This window comes from Natrinema sp. CBA1119 (genome assembly GCF_002572525.1).
GTDB lineage: Archaea > Halobacteriota > Halobacteria > Halobacteriales > Natrialbaceae > Natrinema.
In genome coordinates, this window is the sequence record NZ_PDBS01000001.1 from 3,011,836 (window position 1) to 3,026,993 (window position 15,158).

General features: G+C 62.8%; 14 protein-coding genes. 10 read left to right on the plus strand and 4 right to left on the minus strand.

Features of this window, described 5'->3' with window-relative positions; genetic code table 11:
• Nucleotides 1-44 precede the first annotated feature (44 nt).
• The 3 genes from CP556_RS15005 (at nt 45) to CP556_RS15015 (ending at nt 2,768) form a co-directional block, all read left to right on the plus strand.
• Nucleotides 45-269, plus strand: coding sequence for a hypothetical protein (locus CP556_RS15005; protein ID WP_098726342.1), 225 nt, complete (start codon nt 45-47; stop codon nt 267-269).
• Nucleotides 269-694 carry a type II toxin-antitoxin system VapC family toxin gene (locus tag CP556_RS15010; protein WP_098726343.1) on the plus strand — a complete coding sequence of 142 codons (426 nt, stop codon included), beginning with the start codon at nt 269-271 and terminating at the stop codon, nt 692-694. Before CP556_RS15005 ends, CP556_RS15010 begins: the two co-directional genes overlap by 1 nt.
• A 475-nt stretch (nt 695-1,169) precedes the next feature.
• Entirely contained in the window at nt 1,170-2,768 is a 1,599-nt protein-coding gene (locus CP556_RS15015) for a cobyric acid synthase (RefSeq protein WP_098726344.1), read from the plus strand.
• A 20-nt stretch (nt 2,769-2,788) separates the two neighbouring features.
• Here the strand turns inward: CP556_RS15015 and CP556_RS15020 are convergent, their stop codons facing one another.
• The gene (locus CP556_RS15020) at nt 2,789-3,178 is read right to left on the minus strand and encodes a CopG family transcriptional regulator (protein WP_098726345.1); all 390 of its coding nucleotides are present in this window, start codon (nt 3,176-3,178) and stop codon (nt 2,789-2,791) included.
• Between the two features lie 360 nt (nt 3,179-3,538).
• Here CP556_RS15020 and CP556_RS15030 point away from each other — a divergent pair, with 360 nt between their 5' ends.
• The 6 genes from CP556_RS15030 to CP556_RS15055 all read left to right on the plus strand — a co-directional run bounded on the left by CP556_RS15030 (nt 3,539) and on the right by CP556_RS15055 (nt 9,771).
• Nucleotides 3,539-4,237, plus strand: a complete 699-nt coding sequence (locus tag CP556_RS15030; RefSeq protein ID WP_255291478.1) for an ICP22 family protein — start codon at nt 3,539-3,541, stop codon at nt 4,235-4,237.
• A 108-nt stretch (nt 4,238-4,345) separates the two neighbouring features.
• Nucleotides 4,346-4,597 (plus strand): MTH865 family protein, encoded by a 252-nt coding sequence (locus CP556_RS15035; protein ID WP_098727421.1) that lies wholly within the window; start codon nt 4,346-4,348, stop codon nt 4,595-4,597.
• A gap of 212 nt (nt 4,598-4,809) precedes the next feature.
• Nucleotides 4,810-6,819: a bacterio-opsin activator domain-containing protein gene (locus CP556_RS15040; RefSeq protein ID WP_098726347.1), complete on the plus strand. Its 2,010-nt coding sequence runs from the start codon at nt 4,810-4,812 to the stop codon at nt 6,817-6,819.
• A gap of 264 nt (nt 6,820-7,083) precedes the next feature.
• Nucleotides 7,084-7,350, plus strand: a complete 267-nt coding sequence (locus CP556_RS15045) for a hypothetical protein (RefSeq protein ID WP_098726348.1) — start codon at nt 7,084-7,086, stop codon at nt 7,348-7,350.
• Between the two features lie 243 nt (nt 7,351-7,593).
• Nucleotides 7,594-8,871 carry an RNA-guided endonuclease InsQ/TnpB family protein gene (locus CP556_RS15050; RefSeq protein ID WP_098726349.1) on the plus strand — a complete coding sequence of 426 codons (1,278 nt, stop codon included), beginning with the start codon at nt 7,594-7,596 and terminating at the stop codon, nt 8,869-8,871.
• Between the two features lie 147 nt (nt 8,872-9,018).
• On the plus strand, nt 9,019-9,771 hold the full coding sequence (locus CP556_RS15055; protein WP_098726350.1) for a peptidase M10A and M12B matrixin and adamalysin: 753 nt from the start codon (nt 9,019-9,021) through the stop codon (nt 9,769-9,771).
• 122 nt (nt 9,772-9,893) lie between these two features.
• On the opposite strand, the gene CP556_RS15060 is transcribed toward CP556_RS15055, so the two are convergent.
• From CP556_RS15060 to CP556_RS15070, 3 genes are all read right to left on the minus strand, one after another.
• Entirely contained in the window at nt 9,894-10,241 is a 348-nt protein-coding gene (locus CP556_RS15060) for a winged helix-turn-helix domain-containing protein (RefSeq protein ID WP_098726351.1), read from the minus strand.
• A gap of 215 nt (nt 10,242-10,456) precedes the next feature.
• Nucleotides 10,457-11,305, minus strand: a complete 849-nt coding sequence (otsB, locus tag CP556_RS15065; RefSeq protein ID WP_098726352.1) for a trehalose-phosphatase — start codon at nt 11,303-11,305, stop codon at nt 10,457-10,459.
• A gap of 3 nt (nt 11,306-11,308) precedes the next feature.
• On the minus strand, nt 11,309-13,000 hold the full coding sequence (locus CP556_RS15070) for an alpha,alpha-trehalose-phosphate synthase (UDP-forming) (protein ID WP_098726353.1): 1,692 nt from the start codon (nt 12,998-13,000) through the stop codon (nt 11,309-11,311).
• A gap of 437 nt (nt 13,001-13,437) precedes the next feature.
• On the opposite strand from CP556_RS15070, the gene CP556_RS15080 reads away from it, so the two are divergent.
• Nucleotides 13,438-14,586 (plus strand): M24 family metallopeptidase, encoded by a 1,149-nt coding sequence (locus tag CP556_RS15080; RefSeq protein ID WP_098726355.1) that lies wholly within the window; start codon nt 13,438-13,440, stop codon nt 14,584-14,586.
• Nucleotides 14,587-15,158: the final 572 nt, after the last annotated feature.

Below are 15,158 nucleotides of genomic sequence, written 5' to 3' on the forward strand. Positions count from 1 at the left end.
TGGAGAAAACCTTTTAGTAATACTGTGGCGTAATACGACTACGTATGTCGACAGTATCAGCGAAGATCCCCGATGACCTAAAGAAGGAACTGGAACAGGAAGATATCAATGTGAGCGAGGTTATTCGTAATGCTCTCGAGGAGGAAATCACCGAACGTAGGAGGGAAAAACTGAGACGAGATGTGGATTCCCTCAGAAAGAAGGTAGATGATGGTATAGACACTGATGAGATCGTTGAAGCAGTTCGTGAAACCCGTCAGGAGAACTAATGCCTGAATATCTCTTTGATGCTAGCTCTGTGGTAGATATACTCATTGGCGAAAGTGGTTCCGATTTAGATATCGCCATCTTGTTTGATGAATATATGTTGGATTTGACGATGTATGAGGTGGCGAATTCGCTTTGGAAGATTGGGATGGTCAACGATAATCTGACTGATGATGAGTTGGAAGACGCGATTGATATTCTCGATCGACTTGGGACGGAAATGAGACGGAGTACCGTGATTAACGAAAACCTCTCTCCAACAATGGATGTCGCTCAAGCGAACGGACTCACGTTCTATGACGCGGCTTATCTTGCTACTGCAGAGCGGAATGATCTCACACTGGTGACTGAAGATAGCGCGCTTCGTGATTCCGCATGTGATCAAGATATTTCAGTGGATAACGTGCGTACCAGCTCTCTGAGGTAAGGTGGCTCAGCCACAAGGTGTCCTAGAAAAATTCTAATACCCTCTCTCTGTGACTACCCGACAAATGGTAAGTCCAGGCCGAGGAGTTACCGCTGCCAGCATCCGCGAGCGAAGCGAGCAGTTTGCTACGAGAGAGCATCGCTCTCTCGGCATCAAGCGAAACCGAAGGTTTCGCGGACCTCGCGGAGCTTTGCTCCGCTCAGTCACGAAAGCGCGCTGAGCGCTTTCGAACGACACCGCCGGAACGGGCGAAGCCCGTAACGGCGGCCTTTTTAGCGTAGATTTTTGCAAGCGGTTCGAGTGAGCGAAGCGAACGAGGACCCGCAGCAAAAAGGTACGTATACATCTGTAGTTCCCCAGATTCGAGGAGAAATCCCACGATTTCAGTCGTGGGAGTAGTCACTGGTAACGAGTGCGGTATGAACACGAACCGATAGGACGATACTCCCCGCTACTCGAGTCCCACTCAACGCGGATGACCAGAACCCTCCTCGTCGCCGGAACCGCGAGCCACGTCGGCAAGTCGACGGTCGCCGCCGGCCTCTGCAGGCTGCTCGCCGATAGCGGAGTCGACGTCGCGCCGTTCAAGGGCCAGAACATGAGCAACAACGCTCGAGTCGTCGTTCGGCCGGACGCGGACGGCCAGCAGAGCGTCGAAGCCGACGACGGCACCGAATCGAGCGGCACGGACAATCAGTGGGGCGAAATCGGCGTCTCGCAGTTCGTCCAGGCTCGAGCGGCTCGAACCACTCCGACCACGGACTGCAATCCGGTGCTCCTCAAGCCCCGCGGCGACGGCGAGAGCCAGCTGGTGGTGCAGGGCGAGGCCCACGAGCACGTGCCCGCCGGCACGTACTACGATGAGTACTGGGAGCGGGCGCGCGAGGCGGCCGAGAAATCGTATCGCAGACTCGCGGCCGACAACGACGTGATCGTCGCCGAGGGTGCGGGCAGTATCGGCGAGATCAACCTGCACGATCGAGATCTCGCAAACGTCGAAACGGCTCGGTTCGCCGACGCCGACATCCTTCTGCTGGTCGACATCGAACGCGGCGGGGCCTTCGCCAGCCTCTACGGGACGATCGAACTCGTTCCCGACGCCCTCCGCGAGCGCATCGTCGGCGCGCTCATCACCAAATTCCGGGGCGATCCGTCACTGCTCGAGCCCGGGATCGAGGAGATCGAGTCGAAGACCGGCGTGCCGATTCTGGGCGTGCTCCCCTACGACGATCCCGGCCTCCCCGAGGAGGACAGCGTCGGCCTCCCCGGGAGCGAAGAACGGGGCGTCGTCGGCGACGACGACGGTGTTCCCGCAAAGAGCCGGATTTGGATCGCAGTCCCCCGACTGCCCCGAATCTCGAACGCGACCGATCTCGAGGCGCTGGCGGCCGAACCCGGTGTCTCGGTGGTTTACGTGCCGGTCGACGCCAACGCGGCCGATCCACTCGAGGGCGTCGACGCCGACGCGGTCGTCCTCCCGGGCACGAAGAACACGGTCGACGATCTGCTTGCACTCCACGACGCCGGCTTCGCCGACGCGCTCGCAGCCTTCGAGGGACCGATCGTCGGCGTCTGCGGCGGCTATCAGCTGCTCGGCGAGCGGATCACCAACGCCGCGCTCGAGGGGACCGGCGAGGCCGACGTCGTCGAGGGACTGGGCCTGTTACCGGTTGAGACTCGTTTCGAGGGCGACAAGCGCCTCGAGCAGACGGCGGTTCCCGTCGACGGGGACGCATCGCCGCTGCTCGAGGGAGCCACGGGTCCCGCGTCGGGCTACGAGATTCACGCCGGTCGGACCCGCGCGCTCGAAGACGTGAGCCGACCGCTCGGGGACTCGAGTGCGGCCAGGGGGCGGGTGCTGGGAACCTACCTGCACGGCCTGTTCGACAACGCGTCGGTCCTAACGGCGTTTCTCGACGCCGTCGCGGCGAGTGCGGGGGTCGACCGGGACGCCGCGGACTCGGCAGGGGCGGGGCAGGAACCCGGTGAGACGCCTGCCGACCGGGCGGCGCGGCTGGTTCGTGATCACGTCGAGCTAGCGACCCTGGGCGAACCGTTTGAGCGACTCGAGTAGCGAAAACGGAACGGCAGCGGCTACGACGGCCCGTCGCGGTAGGTCCCGAGCAACTCCTCGAGGATGATACACTCCTGGTCGGTCTCGTCGTAGTGGGTGTCGATGAAGCGTTCGGCGGCCTCGTAGTTGCCGCGCAGACCGTGTTTTCGGACGTTTATCACGGCGTCGAGGAAGAAGGTCCCGCCGTCGGCGCCCAGCGCTTCGGCGTGGTCGCGGTCGCTGATGTCGAGTTCGGACTTGATCTCGTCGAAGTTGAACGTCTTGACATCGTGGTCCGAATCGATCAGGGTGAGGACGTACTCCGCGGAGAACCGATAGAACTCCGACTTGCTCTCGAACATACCGTCGTCGACGAGCGTGTCGATCTCCGTGACCACGTCGTCGGGGTATCTGACGGTATCTTTTGCCATATCGACATACTGTTCGCCGCTGATTAATTACTGTTTCGACCGTCCATCGAGCGGCGTCTGACCGTGACGGGCGTCCGTCGAACGGCGTCTGACCGTGATGAGCGTCCGTCGAACGGCGGCGTCTCGTGACGAGCGATGGCTCAAGCGCCGACGCACGCAGACACGTACTCGAGCCTATCAGTCGTCGTCGTGCAAGTCGGTCGTCGTCGTACCAGTCGGTCGTCGTCGTGCAAGTCGGTCGTCGTCGTACCAGTCAGTCGATCGGCGTACCCGTCGACCGTCGGGGCTCGTATCGAGTCTCGAAACGGAACGAACGTTAAAGGCACGGGGCCGACTCCACTCGGACGAGTGGGTGTAATCGTGTCTTATGGCGTTCTCTTCAGTTCCCTCCCGTGGTGGATTGCGGCCCCGCTGATCCAGCTCTCGGTGCTCGTGTTCGGGATGGCGCTCGACGAGACCTACGTCAACAGAACGACGGTACTTACGGGTGCGATCGCAGTCCACATCCACGGATTCGTCGCGGGTGACGTCGGACTGCTCGTCGGGCTCTACGCCGACGTCGGCCTGCTTGTCGGTGCGTACGGACTCTACGCGTACGTCGTCGACGGCTACGTCGGTGACGCCTTCCGGGTGGTCGCCTTTTTCCTCTACTCGCCGCTGTCGGTCTTTCTCGTCATCCTGACCGCCGGACCGACGTTGTTCGGGATCGAGCCGCTGTTCGTTCCCGCGCTGGCGCTGGCCGGCTACGCGAACGTCCGCCTCCGGGGCTCGCTTCCCGCCGACCCCTACTACTTCGGTCCCGAATCCGAAGCCGAGTTTCAGGCGACCGTCGACGCCGAGTCCGACGCATCGAACGGAACGGCCACGGCGGGAACAAACGGCGGGACCCCAGCTGAACCCGACGGCACGCCGGCCGGCTCAGGGAGCGCCGGTGATGGGGATCCCAACTCGTTTCAGGACACCGGCGACGCAGAGATTGACCCCCCCGGTGCCGAGCCGGCCGCGGCGACCGACTCGAGTGAGCGGGGGATCCTCCCCGAGTTCATGCGACGGCTCTAGTCGCTTGCGTCTGGTGAGTGGCCGTCCGTGACCAGGTCTGATCGCGATCGCCGACTGGTCGACGGGCCCCCTGTAGAGTTATTGGTGTCCGCGCGGAAACACAAACTCATGACAGACGAAGCCGAACTCCGCGAACAGCTGATCGACGCGTTCGAGAACGCTGACTATCCGGTTTCGGGTCCGATGGAACTCGTGCCGGCGCTGCCCGACGGGCCGGGGACGAGGTTCGAGTGCGGCGACTTCTCGATGACCGCGATGGAGCTCAACGCCACAACTGACGGCGGGGAATTCCCCTACGAGGACGTCGACTCCCTCGTCGACGACCTGATCGCGGAACTGAAAGCGGCGGACGAGCTGTGAGACGGACTCCTGTGTCTCACAGCTCGGGGACTCCTGCCAACCTGACGCACCCGAGACCCGCCGTGTCGGCGCTCCGGGATACGGTGCATCGATCACCGGCCGTGAGGTGTCTGCCGGTCGAACGACGACCAGCAGATTTTTATTTCACAGCGTAGTTGTGGGAGAAAGGAGTGCGGAAACGGACCGATCAGGTTGCGGACGGGGATACACGGATGAACGCTGCACATCGAACGAGACCGATCATCATCGTAACTGACGCGCGGGGCCAGGAGAGCCGTCTTCCGGCCCGTCTCGAGCGGGCCACCGAGAACGACGTTCGAACGGTGCCCGCGAGCGCGGATCTCGAGTCGGCGATGGAGCGACGCGACGACGAGCCGGCATCGATTACGCCGAGTGCCGTCGTCATCGAACTCGACTGTCCCGGCGAGATAGAAACCGTGCTCCGGCAAGTCCACGCCAGCCTGGCTGGCGTGCCGACGATCGTTGCGCCACGCGAGGGCACCGAACGACTCGCCACGGTCGCGCTCCGGGCCGACGCGACCGAGTACGTGCCGACGACGTGCAACGAGGACCCGATCGATCGGATCGTCTCGACGGTCCGATCTTCCACCTCGGTTCCAGCGGACGGCGGCGACGACCGATATCATCACATCCTCGCGAACGAACTGCCCGACGAAGCCTTCGTCATCGGCGAGAACGGCACGTATCTCGAGGCGAAGGTTCGGTCCGAATCCGCGGATCTGTACTCGATGCCGGCGGACGACCTCGTCGGAACCGCACTCGACGACGCGTTCCCCGACGCAGTCGCCGTGAAGTTACAGGAGTGTGTCGATCGGGCGATCCGGTCCGACGACGTCCAGTCGGTCGAGTACGAGGCGGACACGACCGACGGCCGCCGACAGTTCGAGGCTCGCGTCGTCCCGATCGACGAACGGATTCAGGGCCGGCGCGCCGTCGTCTGGCTGGCGCGGGATATCACCGAACGCGTCGAGCGCGAGCGGCAACTCCGCTCGCGCCAGGACCAACTCGAGACGCTCAACCGGATCAACGCGGTCGTCCGACGAGTTATCGAAACGCTGGTCGAGGCCCCGGCCAGAGACGCCATCGAACGCGAAGTCTGCGAGCAACTCGTCGACTCGGAGCTGTACTGCGGCTCGTGGATCGCCGAACGGACCGGGGACGGGCGACTGTCCTACCGGACCGGCGCGGGCGAGGCGGAGACCGTCCTCGAGCGCATTCGCGAGTATCCCGGTGACGATCACGATAACCCGGTGGCGAAGGCGGCACAAACCAACGAGTTACGGACGACCAACCGCATTCTCGAGGACGAGTCGATCTCCGACGAATTGCGGGCGGCGGCCCGTGAGGACGACGTCAGGTCCGCGATCGCCGTCCCCATCACGCACGAAGACGCGACCTACGGCGTGCTTACCGTGCTCGCGAGTCGCGACGACGCCTTCAGCGAGCGCGAGCGGGCCGGGTTCAGACTGCTCGGCGAGACGATCGGCTTTACGATCATGGCAGTCAAGAACCGTCAGCTACTCTTCGCCGACTCCGTCGTCGAACTCGAGTTCCGAATCGACGGCGGCGACACGTTCTCGTTTGACCTCTCGACGAAGTACGGCTGTACTTGCTCGCTCGAGTGGGCCGGCACGACCGCCGGCGGACGCACGTTCCAGTACGTGACGATCGATGGGCTGGACGGCGAGACGGTGCTCGAGGAGGCGGCGACCCACGACTCGGTCGAGGAGTGTCGGCTCATCCACGACGGGGAGGAGAGCTGCACGATCGAGATGCGACTGTCGAAGTCGGGGGTCCGGACGCTCACGAACCACGGCGCGACGATCCGGGACGTCTCTGTCGAGGGCGGGGTCGGAACCTGTCTGGTCGAGGTCTCACAGGACGCCGATATCAGGGAGATCGCGGAGGCGCTGACTGTGATCTACGAGAACACCGAACTCGTCGCCAGACGGGAAGTGGATCGACCGGTCAGGACGGCGGCCGAGCGACGGAACCGGATCCTCGACGGGCTCACTGACCGCCAGCTCACGACGTTGCGACTCGCCTACTACAGCGGGTTCTTCGACTGGCCGCGCGAGAGTACCGGCGAGGATATCGCCGACGCGATGGACATCTCGCCGCCGACGATGCACCAGCACCTGCGAAAGGGACTCAAATCGATTCTCGGTGAATTCTTCGAGGACGGCAGAAACCCTGAGTAGTCGTTCTCAGCGGCGAACTCGAGCGAGCCGTGAAGCGCCTCACAACTGCAGTCGGCGGTCCGTCAACCAGTGAACCCGCATGTCTCTGACTATCACACCCGGTTGAAAGTAACGCTCGCTTAAACGTCGTCCATATGAATCCGAGTGCCGACGTGCGTGACGGTCGTTCGATGCTGTAGGAATGACCGGGGCCGTTCGAATCGCCCACACCGTTGCCAGTTCGTACGGAAGCTCCAACTCTCGAGCACAAGGGGTGGCGACCTCGTGGTAGCACTCCCGTTCGAGACCGTTTTCGAGGGGTCGGACGGTCGGTACTACACCGACTGGCAGGTCAGTCAACGGCTTCGGGACGGCGAGTGGGCGGTTTGTATGTACCAGCGCGCACCGCACCGACAACTGGTCGAAACTGCGGACGACGCGTTGCTCTTGCTCACACCGACCGACCCAGACGAACTTCCCGACGGGCTCGAGATCCGCGTCATCGAGCGCCGTGCCCGCGTCGTCGATACTCGGCGCGTGCCGCCGCGGTAAGTTGCGTCGGCCGAACGCACGGATCCCGTCTGTATGGCCCTCGGCACCGCACGTGACCGGGCCCCGGCACGCACTTCGAGGCGGCCGTGTCGGTTACGGATTGAGCAGGCGCAAAGCCTCGCCGTTCACGGCGGGGATACGCGCCGTCGCACGGTGACGCTATCCACTGACGATGGCACGACTGGATATTCCACGCAAACACGAAACCAAACCCTCAAGTAACTATATTGTCATAGGTTACGCATGGCGAATAAGGTCGTCCCACGCACTTTCAAAGCGAGTCTCCGCAACCACTCGCAAGTGGAGGGCGACCTTGACTCCCTCGGGTTCTCCGGCTCCAAACTCTGGAATGTTGGACGATGGACCGTTCAGCGCGTCTGGGACGAAATCGAACACATTCCAGAACACGACGAACTCACCGCGTACCTCAAGAACCACGAACGCTATGATGACCTACACTCGCAGTCAAGTCAGCGAATTCTGCAAGAACTCGCTGAAGCGTTCCACTCATGGTACGGCAAGCGAACCAACGGAGACACCCGAGCCAATCCACCCGGCTACCGCAAACACGGCGACGAACACCCACGCTCCACCATCACGTTCAAAAATAAAGGGTTCAAACTTGACACAGAAAACAACCGCGTCCGCCTCTCCAAAGGCAAGAACACGAAAGACTACTGGTCCGACTTCGCACTCTGTGAGTACGAAACGCGGCCGGATGTCGACCTCCCTACTGTAGAGAGTGTTCAACAAGTCCGCGCGGTATGGACGGGCGACAAGTGGGAACTCCACTTCGTCTGCCGCGTCGAAATCGAAGTCGCCGACGCCCCCGGCGAATCAACCGTCGGAATCGACCTCGGCATTTGCACGTTTGCTGCACTTGCCTACGAAGATGAAACTGCGGAATTGTACCCGCTTGGCTGTCTGAAAGAAGACGGCTACTACTTCAGCAAGCACATCGCGAACTGCGATGACTCTTCGTCAGAGCGGGCGGAGCAACTCCACCGTAAGTGGTCGAATCGCCGCACTCACTACTTCCACGCTCTCGCGAAACACATCGTCGAACAGTGTGTGGAGAAACGAGTGGGTTCCATCACTATCGGTGACTTGAGTGGAGTTCGTGAAGACGAAGATGACGAAGTGAAAAACTGGGGAACGCACGGCAATCTTGATTTGCATGGCTGGGCGTTCGACCGGTTCACGAACATTCTCACGTACAAGGCTGAGATGCAGGGTGTCGAGGTGAACCCTGTGTCCGAGCGTGACACGTCGAAAACGTGCTCGTGTTGTGGGCGGGAGCGGGATTCGAATCGTGTGGAGCGTGGGTTGTACGTATGTGATTCGTGTGAGTTGGTTGCGAATGCGGATGTGAACGGGGCGGAGAATATTCGGCAAGTACCTCTGAGTCCGTCGGCTGTTTCGGCCGCGGATAGGAGTAACGGCTGGTTGGCGCAGCCTTCGACAGTCTTGTTTGACAAGGAAACTGGCGCGTTCGTACCTCAAGAACAAGTCCGCTCGTAGACCTTAATATCCCAACGCGGTCGGGAATCCTCGCGCTTCAGCGCGGGGAGGACGTCAACGTGGTCCGTATCGCAGGGAGCGACCAACAGTTAACGCGTGTCCATAGACACCCGCAGACACTCCGACCTCGTTGCGAGACGCACGCTCGTGAAACGCCGTGTGTTCCTCGGGACGGTCGGATCGACGGCCTCGTTCGGGACGCTGGCGTATGCGACACGTAGGACGAGCGACACGCTCGAGGTGCGGATCTGGCTCTCCGAACAGGCCGCTACCTACGACGGAGTCGGCGATCGGATTCGATCGTATCTCGACGAAACCCTCTCCCTCAAGTACTGGGCACTCGAGGCTTCGATCGGCGGAACCGTCTCGGTTTCGACCGAAGACGCCGCACGCCTCACTCGCCGTGGGGAGTGGCCCGTGGCAGTCGCGGCGGGGACGCTCGGCGGGCGCAACCTCGAGCCCGCGTCGGACGTCAACCTGCTGGTGACCGACGGGGGGATGGAACAGGCTCCAACCGGATACGGCGTGCCTCACATCGCATCGGTCGGCGGGGCCCGACATCTCGCCGCCCTCGAGTCGTTCGACGACGTGGTCACCGACGACGCCCGCGCGATCGCGCCGAACACGACGCCAGTGCGGACGATGCAGGTCCTCCTCCACGAGATCGGACACGCGCTCGGTCTGAACCACCAAGACGGCGTCGCGTTCGTGTACGACGGTGCCCTGACCGCGACGCCGATGCTCAGCAGTTACGCGTGGGATCCCGCGTACAAGAGTGACGCATCACCGTGTGGGTCGGCGATCCCCGCCGCTGCAGACCGGGAACGGACGCTCAGCTTCGCCTTTTCGGCCTGTGCCCGCCGCCGTCTCGCCAGCTACGACGGGGAGATCCCCTTCTGACTCGCGGTGACCGAAGTTGTGACTATTTGACGGATGCCGCGACCGACTCGCCGTTGCGGAACTCGGTACGACGCCGACTCGAGACGGAGTGAAGGCGGCCGAATACGGGCCGCGTCGTCAGGTCACTCGTCGGATTCGTCGTCGTTTTCGCCGCGGGCGAAACTCGCCTGTGCCTCCCCCTGCTCGGCACTGGCACTCGGGCCTTCGATGAGCGCCTCGAAGTCGTCGGCTTCGTCGTACTGGTCCTGGTAGACTAGCGCCGCCTTCCCCGTCGAGGAGATCTCGTACAGCCCGGATCGCTCCGCGGGACCGATCTTGCGGACGAGACCGTAGTCCTCTAACACCGGCAGTCTGGTATTGATGTTCTTCCGGCTCTTTCCCGTATGCGCGGCCAGGTTCGTTGCGACGTTTCGACCCTTGTCCTCGAGCGCCTCGAGGATCAGGAAATCAGTTGGTTGTCGGAGTTTCACTCTCTTTCACTCTCGTACCGTACTATATTTCCAGTGGTAACTAATACTTTCGGCTCGAACGTTCCTGTAACTTCTGGTTATTTGATTCAGTTAGGATAGTAATGCAGGACCAGTTACCCGACGAAATGGCGTCTGATAGATGTTTGGCGCGTAACGATGGTGTGGCTCGTAACGGTAGTGCAGTTCCTCCAACGATATCATTCCCCTCGAAATCGTTACTGTGCCTCGATAGGGGTCGCGGTGGGCACATCGGACCGAGCGACCAGATCGGCTCCGGTCGATCCCAGCCACGAGAGAAACGACGCGACCTCGGCCGGCGACTCCACCCGACAGGACGCGCTCGAGGGCGCGTCGTCACCAACCCGGACCCCGATCCCGTCCGGTTCGACCGCCTGGAACGCCGACTCGTCGGTGACGTCGTCCCCGATATATATGCTGGCGGTCGCCGGCGGTTCGTCCGCGGCGATCAGTTCGACGGCGTTGCCCTTTCCCCACGGGAAGTCCGGTCCGATCTCGAGGATCCGTTTCCCCGCCGAAATCTCGAGGGCGTCGCCGCCGAAGCGCTCGACCACCTCGCGGGTGATGCGGCGGGCGATCGGTTCGGCGGCCGACGGGACGGATCTGAAGTGGACCGTCCCGGTCAGGCGCTTGTTTTCGATCCGGCAGTTCGGAACGGGGCGGAGCGCGGTCTCGAGAACGGCGCAGATCCGATCGAGGCGGGCGGCGCGTTTGCGCGCGACCGGATGGACGGCGATCGTTCCCGTGCGCGCGAGCTCGAGGCCGTGGTTTCCGGCGTAGATCGACGGCCCGTCGATGCGTTTGCGGACGTCCGTGAGCGCGCGGCCGCTGACGACCGCCGTCGTCACCGATGACGTGTCTGCCAGTGTCGCTACCGCAGACCGATTCTGTTCGGTCGGAACCGCGGCGTCCGGATCCTCGACGATCGGCGCGAGCGTGCCGTCGAAATCCAGACAGACGAGCAACCCCTCCGCCCGCTCGAGTGTCTCTCGAATCCGGGGCAGATGCTCGTCGATCGGCAGCGGTGGTGACTCGGTCCTCGTCATCGACTATATTGGTGGCGTGGGTTCGCGGGAGTCCGAATCGCGTTCGGACCGCGGTTCGGTCGTCCGGGAATCGTCGTGGACACGTCGGATCCAGTCGAACTGCGTCTCCATCCACGACTCGATGTCCCCGTCGAAGACGCGCTGACGAAGCGTGTTCATTCGCCGTTGGCGTTCGTATGTGGATAGGGAGAGAGCGTGCTCGATCTGGGCCGCGAACCTGTCGGTATCGGTCGGATCGATCGTTAGTGCGTGCGAACCGAGCTGCTCGTGGGCTCCGGTCCGGTCGCTCAGCAACAATGCGGAGTCGCCGTCGACGCTCGCGGCGACGTACTCCTGTGCGACCAGATTCATCCCGTCGATCAGCGGACTTACGACCATCACGTCCGCGTGTCGATAGAGCGCACAGATGTCCTCGCGCGGCAACACGTCCTCCGTGTAGACGATCGGCCGCCAGTCGGCGGTCTCGAAGCGTCGATTGATCCGCTGGACCTCGCTGCGGACGAGTTCGCCGTAGCGTTCGTAGGTCTCGATATCTGTCCGGGAGGGCGTCGCCTTCTGAATGAACGTGAACTCACCGCGCCAGTCCGGGTTCCGCTCGAAGAACCGCTCGAGCGCCGCCAGCCGCTCCGGAATCCCCTTGCTGTAGTCGAGGCGGTCGAGCCCCAGTCCGACCGCGGTCCCCTTCGGGATTCCGTACTCCTCGAACAGGGCGGAGAGGCGGTCCAGATCAGCCGATCGTGCGTCCCGGTCGTACGATTCGGCGTCGACGCCCATCGGTGTCGCGACGACGCGGGTCGTCCGCCCGTCGTACCGGATCGTTCGACGAGCGAAGTCGACGGACGCACTCGGCAGGAACTGATCGACGCACTGCAGGAACTGATCGGCGTACCGATCGACGTGAAAGCCCAGCAGATCGTTCCCGAGCAGCCCCTCGAGGACGTGGCCACCTGCCGGACAGCGCTGGAAGGTTTCCGGCGTCGGCCACGGAATGTGCCAGAAGTGAGCGACGGTCGCGCTCTCGGGGATCGAGTTCCGGATCATCCGCGGCGCGAGCGCGAGGTGGTAGTCCTGCAGCCAGATCACCGAGTCGTCCTCGGCGTGCTCGCCGACCGCGTCGGCGAACTGTTCGTTGACCGTCCGATACCACTCGAAGTCGTTCGCTCGATCCTCGATCAGGTCGGGAAAGCCGTGGCAGAGCGGCCAGAGCACGCGATTACTGAACCCGTAGTAGTAGGACTCGACCGCCTCCTCGGATAGCTCGAGCCGTTGGAGCGTGTACGCCTCTTCGTCCGGCGGGACGGCAACGCAGTTTCGCTCGTCCGTGACAGCGAAGTCGGCGTCGCCGTCGCCCCAGGCGATCCATGTTCCGTCGGTTGCCTGAACCACGGGATCGAGGCCGGCAGTCAGCCCACCGGTCGGTTCGTCGACCGTGATGGACCGCTGTGTTCCCGTCTGCGCCCCGCCGTTCGTTCCCGCCGGCGGGCTCTCGTCGGTGTCCGCGGGATCGGACGCCCGTTCCGCGGTCGGCTCGTCTTCATACTTATGACGATACGGTTGCCGGTTCGAGACCACGATCAACGAACCGGGACAGGTGGGGCCGTCGTCGTCGGACGTTTCGTCCGCTCGTCCGCGGCCGTCGGCCCGAAGCTGTCGACTGTGCACAAGCATCGACGACAACCGCTCGGTAACTCGCATTCGCTGAGACAACAGAGCGCCCCGACTGGTTGCTTCGCGGCCTGCGACCGCAGGGACGCTAATAGGTTCCCGCTACTACTCGCGTCCGGCCGACTATCCGCTCGAGGAGACAGTCGCCGATCGGCACTAACCCGGTGCTGGCGGCGAGGTCGTTACGGTCCGCCAACGGATCGCTCGGGACTGATTCGACTCTGTGATTAGCAAGCGGTGCTCGATAAAGGGAAGCAGCGTATCGCTCCAGCTCCATTCACACCGTCCATCGAGGGTCACTTCGATCGACGGACGCTGAGACGCTGGTGGTCCTCCGGATCGTCGGTTTCGCCGCGTCCGACTCCTCGAGCCACGACCAGAACGCTGATCTCCGGCGTGCATACCGCCCTCTCTGCTCTCGTTTCGGCAACCAAACGTTGATTTCTCGCTCGAGCGAACCCCACTCCATGAAACCGCCGTTCGAAACACGGATCGCGGCCTGTCAGGATCGCCTCGCGGCGGCCGGAGCCGACCTGATGGTCTGTTTCCCGAGCCCGAATCTGACCTACCTGACCGGATTCGCGGAATCGCCGTCTGAACGGCACCTGTTGCTGTTCGTTCCCGCGCGCGGCGATCCCGCGCTCGTCGCGCCGGCGATGTACGAGGCCGAACTCTCCGACCTGCCGATCGCGGACCTGAAACTACAATGGTGGACTGATTCCGACGACCCGCTCGAGGCCGTCGAAACCGTTTTGGAAGCCGATTCGCTGGGCGGCCCCGATTCGGCGACCGTGCTCGTCGACGATCGAATGTGGGCGACGTTCACGCAGGACCTCCGAGAACTGCTCCCCGACGCCGACTTCGGGCTCGCGAGTACCGTCCTCGAGCCGTTGCGGATCCGCAAGGACGAAGTCGAACTCGCGGCGCTCCGCCGGGCCGGCGAACTCGCAGATCGCGTTTCGCTCGAGATTCGCGAGCGCGGTGATGAACTGCTTGGGATGACCGAAGCCGAACTGGCGGCCGAGATCGACCGTTTGCTCGCGGCGGACGGCGGCGAGGAACCGGCCTTCGAGACGATCGTCGCGAGCGGCCCGAACGGGGCTCGCCCGCACCACCACGGCGGTTCGCGCGAGATCGAATCGGGCGATCCCGTCGTCCTCGATTTCGGTGCATTCGTCGCGGCCGATCTCGAGGCGGGAACCGGTCTGTATCCGGGCGATCAGACCCGAACGATCGTCGTCGGCGAGCCGCCCGCGGAGTACGAGCGCGTTCACGACACCGTCAGGGAAGCACAGCGAGCCGCAATCGACGCCGTCGAGCCGGGGGTCACCGCCGGGTCGATCGACCGCGCCGCCCGATCGGTTATCGAGGACGCCGGCTACGGCGACGCCTTCGCCCATCGGACCGGCCACGGGGTCGGCCTCGAGGTGCACGAACCACCCTACATCGCGGCGGGCAACGACCGTGAACTCAAGCCGGGGATGGTCTTCAGCGTCGAACCGGGGATCTACCTCGAGGGCGAGTTCGGCGTCAGAATAGAGGACCTCGTCGCGGTGACCGAGGACGGTTCCGAGCGGTTGAACGAGACGCCGCGCGGCTGGGAGACCGGCCGGTGAGTCGAAACGGCGAGCCGCTGCGAGCAAACGCTGCGGTCAGGGGGACGACTACGGCGTCGATACCGTCCGTCGAGAACCTGAATTCGAATCGCCGTCAGTCACGTCGTTTCAGTTGTCTCAAACGCCGTTTCACCTGTGTCAGACGCGCCATTCAGTAGTAGTACAGCTCGAGTTCGTGACCGCAGTTCCGGCATCGCGTTTCCTTTCCGAGGAGGCGGTTCGAATCGCTCTCCGAGTGGATTCCCGGGCCTGGCGGGATGGATGCGGCTATCGTCGTATCACACTCCGGACACCCGATATCCATGGCTGCGTGACCTGTACGAGACATGCTTCGGACGTATTCGACGATCCCCGATAGTTATCATAACCGTAAGGAACTACCAGTATCCGGTCCAAATCGATCGGTTACGGTACGAACGAATTTATGGGCTGAAACAGAGCCCCGGCGAGAACGGTTTTCGACGATCGACCGGCTCTTATCGTTGTTCCGCCCGAAAGCCGTGGTTTCCACGCTGAAATCGACAACTTACATCCGGAGACTATCGCAACGAGTGGCTCCGCCTCGTCCGACC